The organism is Streptomyces sp. WMMB 322, from assembly GCF_900090145.1.
Classification (GTDB): Bacteria; Actinomycetota; Actinomycetes; order Streptomycetales; family Streptomycetaceae; genus Streptomyces.
Genome location: NZ_FMHI01000006.1, coordinates 146,433 through 165,372 on the forward strand (window position 1 = coordinate 146,433; position 18,940 = coordinate 165,372).

The 18,940-nt window shown below is 72.3% G+C and carries 13 protein-coding genes; 5 read left to right on the forward strand and 8 right to left on the reverse strand.

Translation table 11 applies throughout. The features are described 5' to 3' along the window. Positions 1-96 precede the first annotated feature (96 nt). The 7 genes from fxsT to H180DRAFT_RS12405 form a co-directional block, all read right to left on the reverse strand. Positions 97-3,117: an FxSxx-COOH system tetratricopeptide repeat protein gene (fxsT, locus tag H180DRAFT_RS12375; protein ID WP_055486222.1), complete on the reverse strand. Its 3,021-nt coding sequence runs from the start codon at positions 3,115-3,117 to the stop codon at positions 97-99. A gap of 77 nt (positions 3,118-3,194) precedes the next feature. Then, positions 3,195-4,394 (reverse strand): aKG-HExxH-type peptide beta-hydroxylase, encoded by a 1,200-nt coding sequence (locus H180DRAFT_RS12380; RefSeq protein ID WP_055486082.1) that lies wholly within the window; start codon positions 4,392-4,394, stop codon positions 3,195-3,197. 3 nt (positions 4,395-4,397) lie between these two features. Beyond that, entirely contained in the window at positions 4,398-4,631 is a 234-nt protein-coding gene (locus H180DRAFT_RS12385; RefSeq protein WP_055486083.1) for a hypothetical protein, read from the reverse strand. A 102-nt stretch (positions 4,632-4,733) separates the two neighbouring features. Beyond that, a complete protein-coding gene (locus H180DRAFT_RS12390) occupies positions 4,734-7,790 on the reverse strand; it encodes a tetratricopeptide repeat protein (RefSeq protein WP_055486084.1) in 3,057 nt (1,018 codons plus the stop codon). Positions 7,791-7,796: 6 nt separating this feature from the next. Beyond that, positions 7,797-8,825: an AAA family ATPase gene (locus H180DRAFT_RS12395; protein WP_055486223.1), complete on the reverse strand. Its 1,029-nt coding sequence runs from the start codon at positions 8,823-8,825 to the stop codon at positions 7,797-7,799. A gap of 74 nt (positions 8,826-8,899) precedes the next feature. After that, positions 8,900-11,035, reverse strand: coding sequence for a VMAP-C domain-containing protein (locus H180DRAFT_RS12400; RefSeq protein WP_055486085.1), 2,136 nt, complete (start codon positions 11,033-11,035; stop codon positions 8,900-8,902). A 149-nt stretch (positions 11,036-11,184) separates the two neighbouring features. Beyond that, positions 11,185-11,580, reverse strand: coding sequence for a CU044_2847 family protein (locus H180DRAFT_RS12405; RefSeq protein ID WP_055486086.1), 396 nt, complete (start codon positions 11,578-11,580; stop codon positions 11,185-11,187). 98 nt (positions 11,581-11,678) lie between these two features. Between H180DRAFT_RS12405 and H180DRAFT_RS12410 the strand changes: the two genes are divergently transcribed. After that, the gene (locus tag H180DRAFT_RS12410; RefSeq protein ID WP_055486087.1) at positions 11,679-11,870 is read left to right on the forward strand and encodes a DUF6104 family protein; all 192 of its coding nucleotides are present in this window, start codon (positions 11,679-11,681) and stop codon (positions 11,868-11,870) included. 84 nt (positions 11,871-11,954) lie between these two features. On the opposite strand, the gene H180DRAFT_RS12415 is transcribed toward H180DRAFT_RS12410, so the two are convergent. Continuing rightward, complete coding sequence (locus H180DRAFT_RS12415) at positions 11,955-13,151, reverse strand: PucR family transcriptional regulator (RefSeq protein ID WP_199822486.1); 1,197 nt, start codon at positions 13,149-13,151, stop codon at positions 11,955-11,957. A 122-nt stretch (positions 13,152-13,273) separates the two neighbouring features. Between H180DRAFT_RS12415 and H180DRAFT_RS12420 the strand changes: the two genes are divergently transcribed. From H180DRAFT_RS12420 to H180DRAFT_RS12435, 4 genes are all read left to right on the forward strand, one after another. Beyond that, positions 13,274-13,873 (forward strand): urease subunit gamma, encoded by a 600-nt coding sequence (locus tag H180DRAFT_RS12420; protein ID WP_055486088.1) that lies wholly within the window; start codon positions 13,274-13,276, stop codon positions 13,871-13,873. Next, positions 13,870-15,567, forward strand: a complete 1,698-nt coding sequence (locus tag H180DRAFT_RS12425; RefSeq protein WP_055486089.1) for an urease subunit alpha — start codon at positions 13,870-13,872, stop codon at positions 15,565-15,567. The genes H180DRAFT_RS12420 and H180DRAFT_RS12425 overlap by 4 nt, the downstream gene beginning before the upstream one ends. A gap of 88 nt (positions 15,568-15,655) precedes the next feature. Next, positions 15,656-17,062, forward strand: coding sequence for an MFS transporter (locus tag H180DRAFT_RS12430; protein ID WP_079100062.1), 1,407 nt, complete (start codon positions 15,656-15,658; stop codon positions 17,060-17,062). Further along, the gene (locus H180DRAFT_RS12435) at positions 17,059-18,831 is read left to right on the forward strand and encodes a thiamine pyrophosphate-binding protein (RefSeq protein WP_199822487.1); all 1,773 of its coding nucleotides are present in this window, start codon (positions 17,059-17,061) and stop codon (positions 18,829-18,831) included. Before H180DRAFT_RS12430 ends, H180DRAFT_RS12435 begins: the two co-directional genes overlap by 4 nt. The last annotated feature ends 109 nt before the right edge of the window (positions 18,832-18,940 follow it).

Here is an 18,940-nt window from a genome sequence, read left to right on the forward strand (position 1 = left end):
CGTTCGGGCAACCGTCCCCGCTCCCTCCGCCTGCCGCCCCGTCGCACGACGGAGGGCCCGTCCGTTGCCGACGGCCCCCGTCGTATCAGCGGGCGCTCAGCCCAGGTTCGGCTCGAAGTCCCACAGCGGGCGCTCCCCTTCGCGGATGCTCACGGTCTGCGGGTGGCGCATGCCCAGGGTGCGGGTGAGCCCGGAGAGCACCGCCTCGTCGAGCTTTCCGGAGTCGGTCTCCTCGCCCAGCGAGCGAAGGTCGGTGGCGAGCCCGGACATCACCGAGAGCGTCAGCAGATGGTCCTCGCCGAGTGTCCGGCGTGCTCGGTCCAGGGTGTCCTTCCCCAACTCGGCGGCCTCGTCGCCGCGGCCCGCGTCCTGCCGCCCGGCGGCCGAGTTGAGGGCGCAGCCCAGCGTCCACGGGTGGTCGGGACCCAGCAGCGTGCGCAGCCCGAAGTACGCCTGCTCGAACAGGTTCAGCGCGCCACGCGTGTCCCCCTCGGCCCGCAGGTTGAGGCCGACGCTGGACTGCATGCCGGTCGGCACCGGGTGCGCCTGGCCCAGCAGTCTGCGGTAGCCCTCCTCGGCCTCGGAGATCAGCTGACCGGCCTGAGTCGTGTCGCCGACCTCCCGCAGGAAGTTGCCGTAGTCCGTGACCAGGTTGAGGGTCAGGTAGAAGGTCCGGCCGTAGACCTGGCGGAGGCGGTCCAGGAGGAAGGCGAGCTGCTCCCTGATCTCCTCCCGGTCCTCACCCGCGCGGTAGCGGCACAACAGCAGCTGGTGCCGGGCGAACAGGGTCTGCGCGTGGTCGGGGCCCAGCACCTGGATGTGCATCTGCATGCCGAGCTCCTGGCGGGCCAGAGCTTCGGAGAACTTGCCCATCAACCGCAGGTCGTAGGCGCAGTTGTTGCCGGAGACGAGCGTGGCCTGGTCGCGTGCGGGCAGCACCCGCTCCCGCCGGCGCATCGTCTCCACGTCGATCTCGTATGCCTCCTCGTAGCGCCCGAGCTGCCGCAGCGCCACGCCCAGGTTGGTGCGCAGGGCGAGCGAGCTGGCGTGGTCGCGGCCCAGGGCCTGCTGGGCCTCTTCGAGGATCTCCCGGGACAGCTCCAGCGACTCGCCGTACCGTCCCAGGCGGCGCAGCACAATGGCGAGGGAGTGCTGGACGCTGAGCACGCCGGCCACGTCCGGGGCGTCCATCTCGTCGAGGCTGGCGAGCTGCTCGCGGATCAGTTCGTGTGCCGCACGGATCTGGCCGCTCTCCCGCAGGCACAGGCTCTGCGAGACGGTGAGCGGCACCCACATCGGGTCGCTCGGCGGGAACGTCGCCTTCCACTGCTCCCGGACCTGCGCGGCCAGGGTCACGCCCGTGGTGTACTCCGCGCTCAGCGCGCAGTACTCCACGCAGTTGAGGACCGTCCTGCGCACCCGGTTGCCGGTGCTGGTCAGCGCCCCGCTCGGCTCGATGTGCAGCAGCAGCTCGGAGTAGACCGGCCAGCTACGGCTGTCGTGCGGCGTGCCCGGATCGGCCTCCGCGAGGCCCCTGCGCACGATCCGCCGGTACTCCTCGAGGTCGTCGGTGGCGGTCAGCTGGCCGGCGATGGTGTGCACCAGGCGATGCATCCGCACCCGGTCCTCGCCCCCGTCGGCCCGTCCGGCGCTCAGGTGCTCGACCGGCTCGATGTTGACGACGGAGAAGTTGGTGAGTACGTCCAGCGCCTGCGTCCACGCGGCCCGGTCGCGGACGATCCAGCGCAGCTCCTCGGGCAGTTCGCTCTCCGGGACGGCACGCACCAGACCCAGCGGGATGCGGCCCGGAGCGAAGACGGTGCACAGGATGAGGAGTTGCACGGCGCGCGGATTGTCCTTGCGCAGCTGGTTGATCAGTATCGACCAGGACGTGAGGGACGCGATCGGGTAGTCGCCTGCCGCTTCGAGGACGGCCGGGAGGTCGATGCCACCGCGCTGCCGGGTCATCCGCAGATACTCGTCGACCGCCATCTCGGACTGGCTCAGCCACGCCGCGGCCTGGCTGAGCGCCAGCGGCACGTCCTCCAGCTCGACGGCGACCTGGTCGGCCTCCTCCGCCGTGATGGAAGGGGCGCGGCGCATCAGATAGCCCGTCGACTCACCCCTGACGAACTGGGGGATGGTGACGATGTCCGTGTGCCTGCTCCAGGAGCGGTTCCGGGACGTGATCAGAACATGGCCGTCGCCCTCCGGGAGCAGCGTCCCGGCATCGGAGAGATCGTCCCAGCCGTCGAAGATGATCAGCCAGCGGTTGTACGGCTCGCCGCGCCGCAGCGCTTCACGCAGTGCGCGGATGCGTCCGCCGGACCCGCCGGCCTCGGCCGGGAGGCCCAGCCGCGGGGCGAGTTCGCTGAACCGCTCGCGCAGGGTGCCGCGGGCGTCGGAGTTGACCCACCACACCACGTCGTAGTCGGAGCTGAAGCGGTGGGCGTACTCCGCGGCGATGGCCGACTTGCCGATGCCCGGCATGCCCACGAGAGCGACGGCCGCGGTTCCGCGCTCGGCGTCCATGAGGCGCTGCTGCAGGGAGTTGAGCAACTCGTCCCGGCCGGTGAAGTCGGCATTGCGCCGTGGGACTTCGCCCCACACGTCCGGAGTGTCCCGGGGATAGCGGTGACCGGCGCCGGCCCGGGCCATCTCCGCCGGGTCGACGTCCACTTCGAGCCGGTTCAGCAGCCTGCGCACCGCCTCGTCGGCGCTCACGCCCCACAGCTCCACAGGGCGGGCCACGGCGGCGGAGGTGGGAAGCGCCGGGCTCGTGACGTTGACCGCCGCGAAGCGCTCGCGGTGCTCCGCGACGAAGCCCCGCATCGCGGCGTCCCACTCGCCCTCCTTGCGCGGGCCGAGCTCGAAGAACCACTCGCTCAATACCAGCAGCACCACGCCATCGGCCAGCAGCAGATCCCCTAACGCCTCTTCCAGGGGCTGTTCACGCGGCGGCCCCCAGCGTTGCAGCACGACCTGGCACCCGAGTCGTTCCAGGGCGCGGTGAATCCATGTGGCCCACTGCCTGTGGTAGCCGGGATAGACGATGACGAAGCTCCGGTCCTGCCGGCCCGTCGGCTCCGCCTCGAGCGCCTGGCCCTGAGCGCTCATGCGCATTTCCCCTTACTGCTCCTGAATCGGCCGCCGTTCAACGGCCAAAAGTGCCATCGCTGAGGGTCACCACGTCGTTACCGAATCTGCCCCGCGGCGCTGAGCCGTCTGTGGTGCGCCACCATGCCGCCTACGAACTCCCGTCCATTGTCGGTGAGTTCCGCTGAATCCGCGAGCTCCGGGAGGACCTCCGCCACCTGCTCGCAGTAGTCCCTGTGGCGTCTCCGGGCGGCCCTGCGGACGGATGCCCGCACTCCCGTGCCGCTGGTGGCGGCGATCCGGTGCCAGAGGTCGGTGAGCGCCAGGTGGGCGTAGGTCCCCTGGAGAAGTCCCCCGATGGGACGCGGGTCAGTGCGCCAGGGCACCTTGTGCACGGCCGGACCGCCGGTGCGGTAGAGCGGGGTCAGGTCGCAGAGCACAGCCAGCTTGGTGTGCTGGATCTCGTGGACGAGCGCCTCGGCCAGCGCCGCGGCGTCCTCGGGCGGCGTGGTCAGAACCGCGCCGGGGGCCGCGCGCAGGGTGGCGCTGTAGAGGTCCTGCGGACCGTGGGGGTTCGGCGGAAGCGGTACGAGGGGCACCAGGCAGCGCGTCAGCGCGGCGACTTCGCGGGCCCGCGGTGGATCTGCGGCGAACAGCAGGTCCATCGCCTCGCGCCACAGCGGAGCCCACCACTCCCCCGCAGTGCCGGTGTGCGCGGCGGGCGGCTGCGACAGCCCCCCGCCCGGTGGGACGAGGCGGACGTCGACGTCGTCCAGCACGGTGTTGCCGCCCGGCAGCGGCGCGAGGGCCCGGTCCGGTTCCGGCCAGGTGTTCCCGTCCGCGGCCAGCCGCAGCTCTCCGCCGGGGCAGTCGTAGCCGCCGATGCCGGGCAGTACCAACTCCCCCTCCGGGGCGGGCAGAACGAGCTCGAAGGCGCAGCGGGAGCGCAGGGCGGCGGCGGCCGCGATCTGGCCGGTCAGCGACAGCTCGTCCCGGAAGGCCCCGGGTCCGGGGGCGTGCAGCACCCGTGCCAGTCTGCTGCCCACGGCCGGGTAGGCCAGCGTGCGCCGGGTGCTGCTCGGAGCATGCTGTTCGGCCCGTTCCAGCAGCGCCCAGTGCGCTGCGAAGTCCCGTAACCCGGCGGCCGGAAGACTCTCCCGCTCGGCGCTCACCCGGTGGTACAGCGACTTGAGCAGCAGCAGCCGGTGGTGGTGGACCACCCGCAGATGGGCGGCGACGTCTCCGGGCTGTGCGCGGGTACGGCCGAGGAACCACAGACGTTCCGATGTCACCGTCACCGGTCAGCCGTCACAGGGCCCTGCCGCACCTGAGGGGGAGGGGCCGGGCGCGTTCTGGCCGAAGAGTTCCCCCCTCTCGCCAGGCCCGCGCAGCACATGGGCCACGGCCGCGGTGAGAGCCGGGGTGTCCAGCCGGCGCAGGGTGCGCAGGTCGACGCCGGAGAGGTCCGGGAGGGGCGGCGCGAGTGCGTACTCCGCCCGCTCCACGGCCGGTTCGGCATCAGGGTGCTTCGGCACAGTGCTCTCCCTCCCCGTGGTCCGCTCAGAAAGCTGCTCAGCGGCTGTTGACTTCTTCCCGACGCCCCGAATACGGAAACCTGTTCGGTCCTGGAATGGCTGTCATTCGGCCCCGCCCGACCCGCCGGCCCCGCCTGCCTCCAGCGCGGCGATGCGGTCGCGGGTACGCCCGGCCTCGTCCCACGGAACGGGCGCCAGCATGCCCGCCAGCCGATGCCACTGCTCGGCGGCCTCCCGGTACTCGGCAAGCGCCTTGCGCGGCTCGTCGCGCCGCTCGTACAACGTGGCCAGTGCGTGCAGGGCGCGAGCGATCTCCACCGAATGACCGCCGTCCGCTCCGGGAGCCCGGCGGGCCTCGGCCAGGGCTTCCCGGTATGCCCGCTCGGCCCGGGCGAACGGGGGTTTCGCGTCCGGGAAGGCCATGCATGCGTCACCCAGCCGCCGCCAGCTCTCGGCACGCTGCACGGCGTCCGGACAGTGGCGTGCGGCCAGTTCCAGCAGGTGGCTGCCCTCGAACAGGTCGGGGAGGAAACGCCCTCGGTCCCAGCGCCGCACCAGGGCCCGGCCGAGCAGCAGTTGAGCGCGGGCGGGCAGCGGTCCGCTCCCCGGCGCGACGGCCAGCGCCTCGCGCAGGATGCCCTCGGCACCGTCGGGGTCGTCGTGCTGCAGGAGACGTGTCTCGCCCCACTCGACGAAGAGTTCGCAGCGCTGCGGGCTGTCGCGCGGTGTCAGCTCGGCGGCTTCGCCGTACGCCTGGTCAGCGGCCTGCCAGTCGCCCGCCTCGCGGTGCACCCGTGCCCGGGTCCCGGCCCATCGCAGCAGCAGGTTACGGCCTCCCGGAGCGGCGGGATCGGCCCGTACGGCGGGCTCCGCGTCGGACAGCAACTGCAGCAGCTGCGCGCTTTCGGCCTCTCCGGTCAGCCGCAGGGCGGCGATCAGGTCCAGCAGGACGGCGGCCCGGCGCTGGACGGAGGCCTCGGTGGCCTCCGAAAGCTCAGCGGCGGCGCGCAGTTGCGCCACGGCGAGCGTGGCGGACTCCGCGGCGGAGTCCTGGTCACGCTCGCCACGGGCGATGTCGAGCAGGGCCCGGCCGAGCCGCACGTGCCGGTCCTCCCGTGCCGCCGGGTCCGACTCCTCGTCCTCGAGTGGCGCGCTCAGGTCGCTCACCACGGCGTGCAGCCAGGCCGGGTCGCCGTCCATGCGCCACAGTTCGTGCCGCACGCCCGCACGGGTCAGCACGGTCGCGGGGCGCGCCGAGGTGTCGCCGGACAGCAGGTGCTCGGCGCGTGTCAGCAGCTGCCGGCGGCGCTCGGGAGCGCGCCGCAGCTCGGGAGTGCCTGCCTGCGCGAAAAGCACTTGCCCGAGCACCCGGCGGGCCCAGTCGCTGTCCTGGGCCAGCAGCACCGCCTCGGTCACCTCGTGGGCCTCCCGCAGGAGCTTGCCGTCGCGCTGCACGCGCCACTGGTCCAGCAGCCTTTCAGCGTCCTTGAGCTGGTCCGGCAGCGGGCGCACGGGCCGGTACCAGCGCACCACCCGGGCCGGGATCTCGGCGAACAGCTCCTCCCCCAGCTCTCCCCCGTCCTCCTCGGGCTCCTCGGGCTCCGGACGGCTCCGTTCCGTCGCCGGGGGGTGCCCGGAGAGCTGGGCGACCGCCAGCGCCGGGAAGTTGCGCGTCCCCTTGCCGAAGCGCCGGCTGACGTACTCCGAGAGGTGTTTGAGCACCAGCTCGGCCGCGCCCTGGTCAAGGGACTGCAGCAGCAGTTCCTGCACGCCCTGCACGAAGTCGTACCGGGGCCCCGGCGAATCCTCGACGTCGGGAAGCCGCTCCAGGAGCCCGCTGAGCAGTACCTCCGCCAGTTCCATGGGGCCCGTGTCGGGGAGCATCGCCTCCTGCACCAGCTGGATGACGGGCAGCACGAGCGGTACCGCGGCCAGGTGGACGGCCAGGTCGAGCGCGCCGGGCGAAGCGGATGACCGGAAGGCGCCGAGCAGTTCGCGGGCGTCGGTCCCGTGCGAGGCCGCGGGCGCCGGCATGGCGTGGTGGCGCGGCCTGACCCAGGCGGCGGCTCCGCGCACCGTCTGCCGTCCCTCGCCGCCCAGCAGCCGCGCCCAGCTGCCCAGGGCCGCGGGCGTGGGCAGCAGCACGGGCACCGGCAGCGCATCGGGCGCGGGCGGCGATCCGTAGCCGTCCGGTTCGAAGCCGACGGGGCCTCCCGTCGCCTTGTCGCGAACGAGCAGCCCCGGCTCGCCCGGCAGGGCCGTACGCGGCCAGAGCCTGGGCGGCAGGGGCTGCACGACAGCCAGCGGCGAACCGCCCGTCCAGCGGTGCAGCAGCCGCTGGGCGCCGCCGTCCTGCCACAGCGGCCCCACGCAGTCGCTGAGGACGAGCGTCAGCCGCCTGCCGGTGGTGTCCCGGTACTGGTCCGCGGGGCGCAGGCGAGTGGTGGAGGAATCGGGTCCGGTGCCGATGAGCGGCGCACCGTCGGAGCTGCGGTGCAGGCACAGTGCCTGCACGTCGCGGAAGGCGCCGAGCTGTTCGCAGGTCTGACGCAGTTTCTCGAAAGTGAGCTGCCAGACCGACGTGGTCGCCGACGCGTCCATCAGCAGCAGCAGTTCGGCGTCCGGCCGGTGTGCGGGCCCGAACACGGGTCGCACAGCACCGCTGCGAGCACTCAGCTCGGCACTCGCCGCCTCGTCCAGCACGCGCGGCACCGACGCCGGCCGGGGCCGGTACCCCAGCAACGGGCGCATGGCCCGCTGGAGTCCGAGCAGGCCCGGCAGTGTGCTGGCGGCGGGCGCCCGCACGGGAAACGCCCTGCCCGGAGCCCCGCCGTGCCGGTCCGGCGCGTACAGCGACACGGTGGAAGGGGACGGGGCGCCCTGCGCGAGGGGTCCGGAGCCTGCTTCACTTCCGGTGGGCTGCCGGTCCGAGGAGTGGCCGAGCCTCGACGGTGCCGCTGCCGCTCCGCCCTCCTGCGACGTACCGTCCGCAACGGACGCCGGAGGCGCCGGGTCACGCGAGCCGGGGTCCGTCCAGCGGGCGAGCCACAGCGCCTCGGCCACCTCCTCGGCCGACGGGTCCCAACCCGCCTGCCGCATCCGCGAGACGAGTTCGGCCAGCTGGGGCCCCGCGCGGTGCGGGGGACCGATCGGGTCCATCCCCCATCACCTCGGGCGGTCCAGCGGGCGCAGCAGCATCTCGGCGAGCCGGCTGCGCGTCGCACGTTCCGCTCCCGCCGCGCGCTGCGTCAGAAACAGGGCGTTGAGAAGCTGGTCGGTGGCGACGACCTGCCCCGCCTCTCGCTCCAGGAAGCGCCTGATGTACTCCTCGCCCTCCACGAGGGCTTCTTCGCCCAGATGGGCCGTGACCATGGCGGCGAGCTGCTTGTCGGTGGGCGGTTTCAGCTCCAGCTGGATGCAGCGGCGCAGCAGCGCGGCGGGGAAGTCGCGCTCGCCGTTGGACGTCAGGACGATGAACGGGAAGGTCGTGCAGCGGATGCGGCCTCCGGTCACGGCCGCCTTGTCGCCGTCGTCGGTGAGCACTTCGCTGACGGGCTCCCGGTCGGCGCTGCGCTCCAGCTCCCGGATCGTGAACTCGCCCTCCTCCAGCACGTTCAGAAGGTCGTTCGGAAGGTCGATGTCGCTCTTGTCGAGCTCGTCGACGAGCAGCACCCGCGGGAGCCCTTCTTCGCCGTCCGGTCGCGGCAGCAGCGCGGTGCCCAGCGGACCCAGCCTGATGTAGGAGCCGATGGGGGGCCGTTCGGCCCGCTCCCCGTCGACGGCCCTGTCCAGCTGTACGTCCTGGAGGCGGCCGATGGCGTCGTAGTGGTAGAGCCCGTCCTGGAGAGTCGTGCGGCTGACGATGGGCCAGCGCAGCACCCGTCCGAGACCCAGCTCGTGGGCGACGGCATGCGCGAGCGTCGACTTGCCGGTGCCGGGGTTGCCCGTGACGAGCAGCGGGCGGCGCAGGTACAGCGCCGCGTTGACCGCCTCGACCTCTTCGGGGCGCGGGTGGAGGTTCTCGACCAGCTGCCGCTGCACACCGAGTCGTCGCGCGGCGTCGCCCTCGTCTCCGTCGTCGCCGCTCCCGGAGCTCCTGGAGAGGGTGAAGTCCCTCCAGGGCGGCGGTTCAGGTAACCGCCGGACGCCGTCGTGCGGGAGACCCGCTCCCCGGTAGATCCGCCAATCGCTCACTGTGAGCTCCTCGCTGTTCCGGTCCGTTTCGGGGGTCGTCGTGAGATCGGTGTACGCGGGACGGGTGCGCGAAGTCACGGGCGCAGCGGGGGTGCTCGGAGCGGCTCGTCGGCAAGTTGGGGTCCTTGCGGCGGATCGTAGAGGAGAACCAGCTCCCCGGTGCGGGAAGTTGCAATCCTCGAGTCGTCGGGCTCCGCGTTCCGGTTGCGCAGATCGCGTACGAGTTCGCGCAGGCTCTTCGGTGCTCCGGCGGCACACGCGGAGCGCAGCAGTCCCGCGGCATGTTCCTGGAACTCACCGCAGTCCGTGTGCTCTTCGTCGCATCGCCGCCACATGACCACCGGGTACCCAGCTCCCAGCGCCACACCCAGAGCCACGGCGCCGTGTCCGCTTCCGGCACGTGCGCAGTGCACGGCCACGGCGTGCGGCTCCGCGCTGCGCAGCCTTCCGTATGCGGCCAGCTCGGTCTCGCGCTCCGTGCGGTGACGTCCCTCCTCCGCACCGTTGGGAGCCCCAAGGCACAGTGGCACCGCCGCCATGTGCCCCTTCTTGATGACGCGCCAGCGCTGGTGCCACTCCGGGATGGGCTCAGCCTTCATCCACCGGTGCCGGTCGCGCAGCGCGACGGCACGCCGGTGCCCCAGCGGCAGGGTGTGCGGGCTGAACGGCTCGTCCGGGCCCGCTTCCTTCGCCCGCCACATCTCCACCGGCTCGTCGAACAGGGCGCGCGGCAGCATGAAGTCCACGGCTGCCAGATGTTCGCCGATGTCCCCCTTGTCGAAGGCGTCGGCGAGCCCGGCGCGGATGTCCCGCTCCAGCTCGGCGCGGGGCACGCCGGTCTCGTTCTGCCGTACGGGAGCGACCTGGCCGTCCTCCTGGACGAGCTTGATCCGCCAGGGGTGCGTCCCGTACAGGTCGGGGTCGATCTCCACCAGCACGTCGGCGTACGAGGACCGGGGGCCGGGGACGGCCGCTGCAGGCTCCAGGATGTCCCGCACGAGTTCCCTGTCGATGCTGTTCGGCAGTGTCACCGCCGCGTTCCTGACCCAGGCTTCCAGTTCCGCGAGCGGGTCGGGGCGGCGGCCCGTGCTCTCCTCCTCGGGCACCGTCCGGGGCCGCGGCACCTTGCCGCGGCCAGGAGCGGACAGGGCTTGGCACACGCGCGCGGCGTACAGCACCACCGCGGCCCGCTCGCGCTCGCGGCTGCTCTCGACGCCGCTGAAGCTGCCGTCGTGCATGTCGTAGAGCAGCCCGACGCCCTCCCGCCAGCTGCGCGGTGCGTGGATGTGCAGCCGGTACGTCTCCCGCCTGACGTCGCGGCGCGCCCCTTCCACCATCTCCAGCACCTGACCTGCGCTGACCGGTGACGGCAACTCGGCGAAGCGGCCGAAGAGTTCGGCACGGTCGTAGGCGGTGAACCCGCTCGCGTAACCGCCGGGATCGCGCTGCTGCTCCCGCACGTACTGCTCGCGCGGCCAGCTCCAGTCGAGGGCGAGATAGCGCTCCAGATGGTGCCGGTCGTGGGCACGCAGCGCCTCCTGCCACACCGCTGCCTCGTGCGGCCCCGCCTCGCAGAACCTGCGCAGCGCGGTGATCGGGGTGGCACGCGCGATCTGGCCGTCACGTGCGCGCCCCTTGCTGACGCCGATCACGCTGCCCCGGTCGCGGTCCACGACGGGGCCGCCGGAACAGCCCGGCGGCAGATACGCGTCCTCCAGCATCATCGGCCCGCCGGTGCCGGCACTGGCCCTCCCCGTCACCTGGACGAAGTCCACCGAGCCACGGCTCAGCACGGACGAGTAGCCGAACAGCTGCACATCGGAAGAGTTCAGCGCCGAACGGTCGCTCAGCCAGAGGCCGTTGGGATGAGGAGCGTGAGCCGGCTCCGGTACCCGCACCAGGGCCAGGTCGGGGTCGTTCCAGGGTGAGGAGGTGTCCTCGGCACCGGAAGGGCGCGGAAGGCCGCACGCCAGCTCGCCGGTGAGCTTCTCACCCGACTCCAGCGTGATGCCGATGACGCGCTCACCCCTCCACACGGCACCCCTCCCCTTGGCCACCACGTGCGCGCTCGTCAGGACCCAGCCCGGTGCGATGAAGAAGCCACTGCCCCACAACTCCTCACGCGGGCCGTCGTCTTCGACGGCATACCCTTCGCCGGGTGCACCAACCCGCACGACGGCCGAGCGCACGGCGCTCTCGACGGCGCTCACGAGACACGCATGGCGCACGGCAGCAGACTGGTTCGTGTTCCCCCGCCCGACCGTGCGTCAGCCCGTGTCCCGGCCCGGCCGCTGCAGACGCCGACCATCGCCACCCCCGTCCCCCGGTTCCTCCTGTGTGAGGCGTACGAGGGCCAAGATTACTGTCCTTGCGGCTGGGATTCTGCCCCTTGTTCCGGGGCCGGTTCCGGACGTTTCCACGTGAGCGTCACCGAGATCGCGCCCTTCAGCTCGCCGTCGGCCAGCACGGCCACGGCCCTGCCCGGTCTGGCCATGACCTCGATGCCGAAGGTGGCGCTGACCTCGTCGGGACGCGCGGACCTCGCGGCCTCCAGCACCGTCGAACCGACCCCGCTGACAAGCTCGTTGAGCCGTTCGATCCTTGCGCCGAGGCGGTCGGGTGCCGCCGTGTCCTCGAACTCGGACTCCACTGCCGCACCGGCATGCCCGGGCAGCCGCCCCGGCTGCAGGACACGGACGGACGCGAGCACCTTCTCGCCGCCCGGCAGTTCGATCTCCTGGATGCCCCGTTCCACAGGTCCCCCTCCACGCTGGTTCCGCCCGTCGCGCGGGCGGACGGTCTGCCGCCGATAATCTTGGGGGCGCACCGTCCCCCGTTTCCAGGGAGCCCTCCTTGTACTTCACCGACCGCGGCATCGAAGAGCTGAGCAGCAGGCGCGGGGAGGAGGAGTTCACCTTCGAGTGGCTGGCGGACCAGCTGCGGACCTTCGTGGACCTCAACCCGGACTTCGAGGTCCCCGTCGAGCGTCTGGCGACGTGGCTCGCGCGGCTCGACGACGAGGACGAGGACGAGGACGAGGACTGAGCACACGCGCACGCCCGAGCACACGTGCACGCCGAGCACACGCGCACGGCTGAGCCCCTGCACCCCTGCCTGCCCGCTCTCGCGCTACCCGTCACCGTTCTCCCGTGCCCGGAGCGCGAGCGCCAGCAGCGCCGCGTCCTCGGGGCGGCGGATGTCGCGTCCGGTCAGCTCGCAGAAGCGGGTGAAGCGCTGCTGGACGGTGTTGCGGTGGCAGTACAGCGCCCTCGCGGTCTCCGCGATGGAGCCGCTTCCGGCCAGGTGCACCCGGACGGTGTGCAGCAGCCGTTCCGTCTCGGCGGGCGGCGCCGCGTCGCCCGTCAGGCCGCCGAGCACGTCGTCCGCCAGGTGCGCGGCGAAGTGGCCGGCCCGGTTGACCAGAACGTCCAGCCACGCGTCGGCCAGGCGCAGCGGCCCCGGCGCCGATTCGGGCAGCGCCCGCACCGCGGCGGTGGCCAACTCGACCGCCCGGGGCACCGATGCGAGTCCGTCCGCCACGGGTGAGACCCCGCACGGCACGCCCTCCAGCCCCGCGAGCACGGTCTCCTCGGTGACGCGCGGCCCCAGTTGGACGACCAGCAGCGCCGCCGAGGAGACCGTCTGCCGCTGAAGCGTGGCACCGGAGGAGCGCAGCGCGGCGGCCGCTCCGTGCAGGTCCTCGCCCGGCCCGGGCCCCGGGGGCGCGGCGGCGCACAGGAACCGGCCGGCGGGCACGAAGCCGAGTGCCAGGCCGGCGTCGCGTACCACGGTGGGGTTGCGGCCTTCGCTCTCCAGCAGCCGGTCGAACCACAGCCGCCGCTCGTCCTCGCGCTGCCGCCCCATCTCCAGCACCGTGCGCTGGTAGGCCGTCATGATGCCGGTGACGTGCGCCTCCACCGCCTCCCAGACGTGGTAGGCGGAGGCGACGAGCAGCACCTTGTCCTCGTCGTCGGCGCGGGCGAGGAGCGCGGCCCACACGACCCGGAAGTCCAGACGGGCCGCGGCGAGAAGCGAGTCGAGGGGTACGCCCTGGCGGGCCCGCCGCTCCCCGGTGCGCTCGGAGATCCCGGCGAGCTGCGCGGGCACGGGCAGCTCGGCGACGGTGCGCAGCAGCAGTTCGAACGCCTGGACCGCGGTCTCGCGGAAGTCGTCGTCGGGGACGGAGTCGGCGTAGTTCTCGCGCAGCGGCCGGACGGCCTCCAGCCAGTCGCCCAGGAGGCTGTCGATGCTCGTGAGGCACTCCACGGCGAGTTCGGCCGCGCGGGGATGCGGGGCGGCGGCCAACGGGTCCGGCTGACTGTGCACATGCACAATTGTGACGCTCAGGTCCGCGATACTTCAACGTTGGTCTTCCGCGCACCGCAAGCAATCCTGGGTCGATCGCTCGCGTCCCCCCGACCACCCGGTCGATCCCGGAGGCCCCGACAGTGCATCTGACTCCTCGCGAGAAGGAACGGCTCCAGCTGTTCACCGTCGCGGAACTCGCGCGCAGGCGCCGCGCCCGCGGCCGCCGCCTCAACGCCCCCGAGGCCGTCGCCCTCATCTGCGACGAGGTCCTGGAGGCGGCGTGGGACGGGCTGACCATGGACGAGGTGATCGCGGCCGGGCGTGCGGTCCTCACCGAGGACGACGTGATGGAGGGGGTCGCCGCGATGGTGCCCACCGTCCAGGTCGAGGCGCTCTTCCCGAGCGGCACGGCCCTGGTCGCCGTCGACGCCCCGATCCGGGCGACCGCGAGCGACGGGAAGACGGCCGCGGGCCGGGCCGGGGCGCCGGGTGCCGTCCGTACGGCGCCGGAGCCCGTACGGATCAACGAGGGGCGGCGGACGCTGCGGCTGACCGTGCGGAACACGGGCGACCGCGCCGTGTACGTCTCCTCGCACTATCCGCTCGACGAGACCAACGAGGCGCTGCAATTCGACCGCGAGGCGGCCACCGGCATGCGGCTGGACATCCCCGCGGGCACCGCGCTCGTCTTCGAACCCGGCGGCGAGCGTGAAGTCGAACTGGTGGAGGCACGTCCATGAGCACCCACGTCGAGCGGCGCACCTACAACGCGCTCTACGGCCCGACGACGGGCGACCGGATACGGCTCGGCGACACGGACCTGTGGGTCGAGGTCGAGACGGACGACGGCACCCCGGGCGACGAACTGCTCGGCGGCTGCGGCAAGACCGTGCGCGACGGGCTGCTCGCCTCGCCGCGCTCGGACCGCGACTCGGCACTCGACATGATCATCACCAACGTGGTGCTGCTCGACGCCCGGCTCGGCGTGCGCAAGACGGACATCGGCGTGAAGGACGGACGCGTCGTGTCGGTGGGCGGCGCGGGCGGACACAACACCACGGGGGCCGCGTCGGACGGTTTCGCCGTGGACTCCCACACCTCGATGGTCCCCGGCGAAGGGCTGCTGGCCACTCCCGGCGTCGTCGACAGCCATGTGCACCTGTCCTCACCCGAGATCGCACCCGCGGCGCTGTCGGCGGGCGTGACGACGGTCGTCGGCATGGGCCTGGGCGGCATGTGGGAGATCGGCTGCAACCCGGCCCGGAACCTGCACACGCTGATGAGCGCCTGGCGTGGCACGCCGCTCAACGTGGCGTTCCTGGCGCGTGGTTCGTCGAGTTCGCGCACGCTGCTGGACGAGATCGTGCTGGCGGGCGCCGGCGGCTTCAAGATCCACGAGGACTTCGGGGCGACTCCGCGCATCGTCGACACCTGCCTCGGCGCGGCCGAGCAGGCCGATCTGCCGGTGGCGCTGCACACCGACTCGATGAACGAGTCCGGTTATCTGCGCGACACCGTCGGGGCGACGCGCGGACGCACCGTGCACGCGTACCACGTGGAGGGCGGAGGCGGTCACCCCGATCTGCTGGAGATCCTCTCCGAGGCCAACATCCTGCCCTCCTCGACGACTCCGACCGTTCCCTACACGGTCAACACCGTCGAGGAGCTCTTCCCGATGACGATGACCGTCCACCGGCAGAACCACCACATCGAGAGCGACGTGGAGATCTCCAAGGGGCGCATACGGGCGCACGCCATCGCCGCCGAGAACTCGCTCCACGACCTCGGCGCGATCAGCATCGTCAACTCCGACTCGATGGGCATGGGCAGGATCGCCGAGACCGTGCGCCGCACGTGGCAGCTCGCCCATCTCCAGGCCGCGCGCTGCGGGGAGAGCGGTCCCGGACACCGCGCGAACGAACGGGCGCTGCGCTATCTGGCGAAGATCACGCTCAACCCTGCGGTGGCGCACGGAATTTCGCACGAGGTCGGCAGCGTGGCGCCCGGACAGCTCGCGGACATCGTGCTCTGGCATCCGGCGTGGTTCGGCACGAAGCCCGAACTCGTCATCAAGAGCGGCTTCGTGGCGTGGGGCAACACCGGATCGGGCTCCGGCTCGACGCGGCTGACCCAGCCCCGCACGTACCGCCCGTACTACGGCGCGCTCGGCGACGCGGCCTCACAGCTCGCACGGGTCTTCGTCGGCGCGGAGACCCTGGAGGACAGGAGTGCGCGCAACTCCCTTCCGGGCGGACTGCGTTACGCCTCCGTGCGGGACAGCCGCGGCCTCTCGCGCGCCGACATGCTGCACAACACCGCGACGCCGCGTGTCGAAGTGCCCCGCTCCGCGGGGCCCGTCCTCGTCGACGGCGAACCCGCCGCGACGGAAGCCGCCGCCGAAGTCCCCCTGGCCCAGCTGCACCATCTGGCCTGAACGCACCGCGGCCCGGGCGCCGGCGGGCCCGACACCACCGGGCCGCCCACGATCCGCACAGTCTGGTCACCGTCCATGAGGAGACCGCATGAGCACCTCACCTCCCCCTCCCCCGTCCCCCTCACCGTCCCCGTCCCCGTCCCCGTCCGCGCATACCCCGCCTGCCGGGAAGACCGCGAGCACCGCCGACATCAAGCGGCTGCTGTCGGCCGCCTTCATCGGCACCGCGCTCGAGTGGTACGACTACTTCCTCTACGGCACGGCCGCGGCCCTCGTCTTCAACAAGCTCTTCTTCCCGAGCCTCGATCCGGTCGTCGGCACGATCGCCTCGTTCATCACCTTCGCGGTCGGCTTCGTCGCCCGCCCGGTCGGCGCCGCCGTGTTCGGGCACATCGGCGACCGGTACGGGCGGCGCACGGCCCTGATCATGACCGTCGTGCTGATGGGCGTCACCACCGGCTGCATCGGGCTGCTGCCCGGCTACGGCACCATCGGGATCTGGGCGCCCGCGCTGCTGGCGACGCTCCGGTTCCTGCAGGGCATCTCCGTGGGCGGCGAGTGGAGCGGCGCGATGCTGCTGACGCTGGAGCACACTCCCCGCGAGAAGCACGGCAGTTACTCCGCCGTCCCCCAACTCGGCTCCCCCGTCGGCACGTTGCTCTCCAGCGGCGCCTTCGCGCTGGTGGGGATGCTGCCCGACGCGGCCTTCTACTCATGGGGCTGGCGGATACCGTTCCTGTTCGCCTTCGTGCTGCTCTTCGTCGCCCTGTACATGAGGCTGCGGATCGAGGAGTCCCCCGTGTTCAAGGCGATGATGGCCGAGAGCGAGAAGAACGGACCGCCGCCCGCGCCGCTGCTGGAGGCCTTCCGCCGCACCTGGGGGCGCATCCTCATCGGGATCGCCGCCGCGTTCCTCGGCATCGGCGGCTTCTTCCTGCTGACGACGTTCATCATCTCCTACGGCACCGAACAGCTCGGTGTGGACAAGTCGGTGATGCTCAACGCGACGCTCGTCGGTGCTCTCGTCGAGATCGGCGTCCTCGTGGCGGGCGGCCGGATCGCCAACCGGGTGGGCCCGTGGAAGGTGTGCGTGGTGGGCGGCATCGTCTCCGTACTCGCCGCCTTCCCCACGTTCTGGCTCGTCGACACGAAGAGCACTCCGCTCGTCGTGCTCGGTGTCGCCCTGGGCATCGGCACCATATCCATCCCGTACGCCCCGATCGGTGCCGTCGTCTCCGGGATGTTCCCCGAGAACTTCCGCTACAGCGCCGTCGCCATGTCGTACAACCTGGCGGGCGTGCTGTCCGGCTTCGTCCCGCTGGCGGCCGCCTCGCTGCTGGGGCTGTCCGGCGGTGCCTCGTGGAGTGCGGCGCTGCTGCTGATCCTCATCGCGGCGTGCACCGCGGTCGGCTCGTATCTCGCCGGTCCGCAACTGGCGCGGCGTCTGGGTCACGACCCCAGCAAGCAGCACGAGACGTCGAAGGCCATCGCGTGACGCGGCGAGAACACCAGGCGCGGGAGCAGCACGAGCAGGAGCAGCACGAGCAGGAGCAGCCGGAAGAGCAACTCCTGCGCACCGGCGGGCAGATACTCGTCGACCAGCTGGCGGCGCACGGCGTCGGAACGGTCTTCGGGGTGCCGGGCGAGAGCTATCTCGAGGTCCTGGACGCACTGCACGACTCCTCCGTGCGGATGGTCGTGTGCCGCCAGGAAGGCGGCGCCGCGTACATGGCCGAGGCCACGGGCAAGCTCACCGGCCGGCCCGGCGTCTGCTTCACCACCCGCGGCCCCGGCGCGGCCAACGCGCTGGTGGCACTGCACACCGCCGACCAGGACGCCACACCCCTGGTCCTCTTCGTCGGCCTGGTGCCGCGCGGCCACACCGGCCGCGCCGGGTTCCAGGAGTTCGACCTGCGCGGCACGTTCGGCGCGCACGCCAAGCTCGTGGAGACGGCGGACGAGGCGGCGCGCCTCCCGGAGATCACGGCCCGTGCCTTCGCCGTCGCGGCGGGCGGCAGACCCGGGCCGGTGGTCGTCGGGCTGCCCGAGGACATGCTCACCGACACGGCGCACGCGGCGGACGCACAACCGCTGCCGGTGCCCGAAGGCGCGGTCTCCCCGGATCAACTCGGCTCGCTGGAAGCGCTGTTGGCGCAGGCCGTCCGTCCGCTGGTGGTGCTCGGGGGCAGCCGCTGGACCGAGGACGCACGCAGGGACGTGCGGGCCTGGGCCGAAGCGTGGTCGCTGCCGGTGGCCGTCGACTTCCGCTGCCAGGACCTGATTCCCGGGGACAGCGACATCTTCGCGGGGAACCTGGGCTACGGACGCCCGACCGCACTCGCCGAACGGCTCGGCTCGGCCGACCTGCTGATCTGTGTCGGCGCAGCCCCCGGCGACGTCACCACCGACGGCTACACGCGGCTGGACCGCCCGGAGGAACCGGAAGCGGGTCTCCCGCGGCGGATCGTCCATGTGCTTCCCGACTGGCCGCCGCCCGGCGCCTGGCACCGCTGCGACCTGCCCGTCCTCGCCTCACCGGCGGCGTTCGGCAGGGCCGTCGCGGGGCTGCGGCCCGCCGGGCCCGTTGCCTGGGCGGAGACGACCCGGGCGGACCGCGCCGCGCATCTGGAGTTCCGTCGCACCCTGCACGACCCCGAACCCCTCGACCTCGGGGCCGTGTTCGCGACGCTCGACGCACGGCTCGACGCGGACGCGGTCGTCACGTTCGGCGCCGGCAACTACGCGCTCTGGGCGCAGCGTTTCCTCACCTACCGGGACGGCATGCGCCAACTCGCCCCCCGCAACGGCTCGATGGGATACGGCCTCCCCGCGGGCGTGGCCGCCGCCGTGACGATGCCCGGACGTCAGGTCGTCACCTTCGCGGGTGACGGCTGCTTCCTGATGAACGGCCAGGAGCTGTCCACCGGCCTCGCCGAGGGAGCGGCACCGCTGGTCCTCGTCGTCGACAACGGCACATACGGGACGATCCGCAAGCACCAGGAACTCGCCCACCCCGGGCGGGTCAGCGGTACCGACCTGGTCAACCCGGACTTCGCCGCGTACGCCCGCGCGTTCGGCGCCCACGGCGAAACGGTCTGCGCCACCGGGGAGTTCGCCCCGGCCCTGGAGCGCGCTCTCGTCAACTGCCGGGCGGGAAGGGCCGCATTGATCGCGCTGCGTCCTTCCGAGGGCCGTCTCGCCCCCGGCATGACGGTCGCCTCCCTGCGCGAAGCAGCCGCCCGGGAGGCCGGCGGACCCCGGTGACCCCGGTGACCCCGTCCCCGAGGCGTCCGGCACCCTGACGGCAGGGCGGGAGGAGCCCGTGCGCACGTGTGCTTGCCTCCCGGCCCACACACGACATATCGTGTTCCTC

Bases quoted from the DNA above. Each gene is read 5' to 3' on its own strand.
- fxsT (WP_055486222.1), bottom strand. From the start codon at position 3,117: ATGAGCGCTCAGGGCCAGGCGCTCGAGGCGGAGCCGACGGGCCGGCAG.
- H180DRAFT_RS12390 (WP_055486084.1), bottom strand. From the start codon at position 7,790: ATGGACCCGATCGGTCCCCCGCACCGCGCGGGGCCCCAGCTGGCCGAA.
- H180DRAFT_RS12425 (WP_055486089.1), top strand. From the start codon at position 13,870: ATGAGCACCCACGTCGAGCGGCGCACCTACAACGCGCTCTACGGCCCG.
- H180DRAFT_RS12430 (WP_079100062.1), top strand. From the start codon at position 15,656: ATGAGCACCTCACCTCCCCCTCCCCCGTCCCCCTCACCGTCCCCGTCC.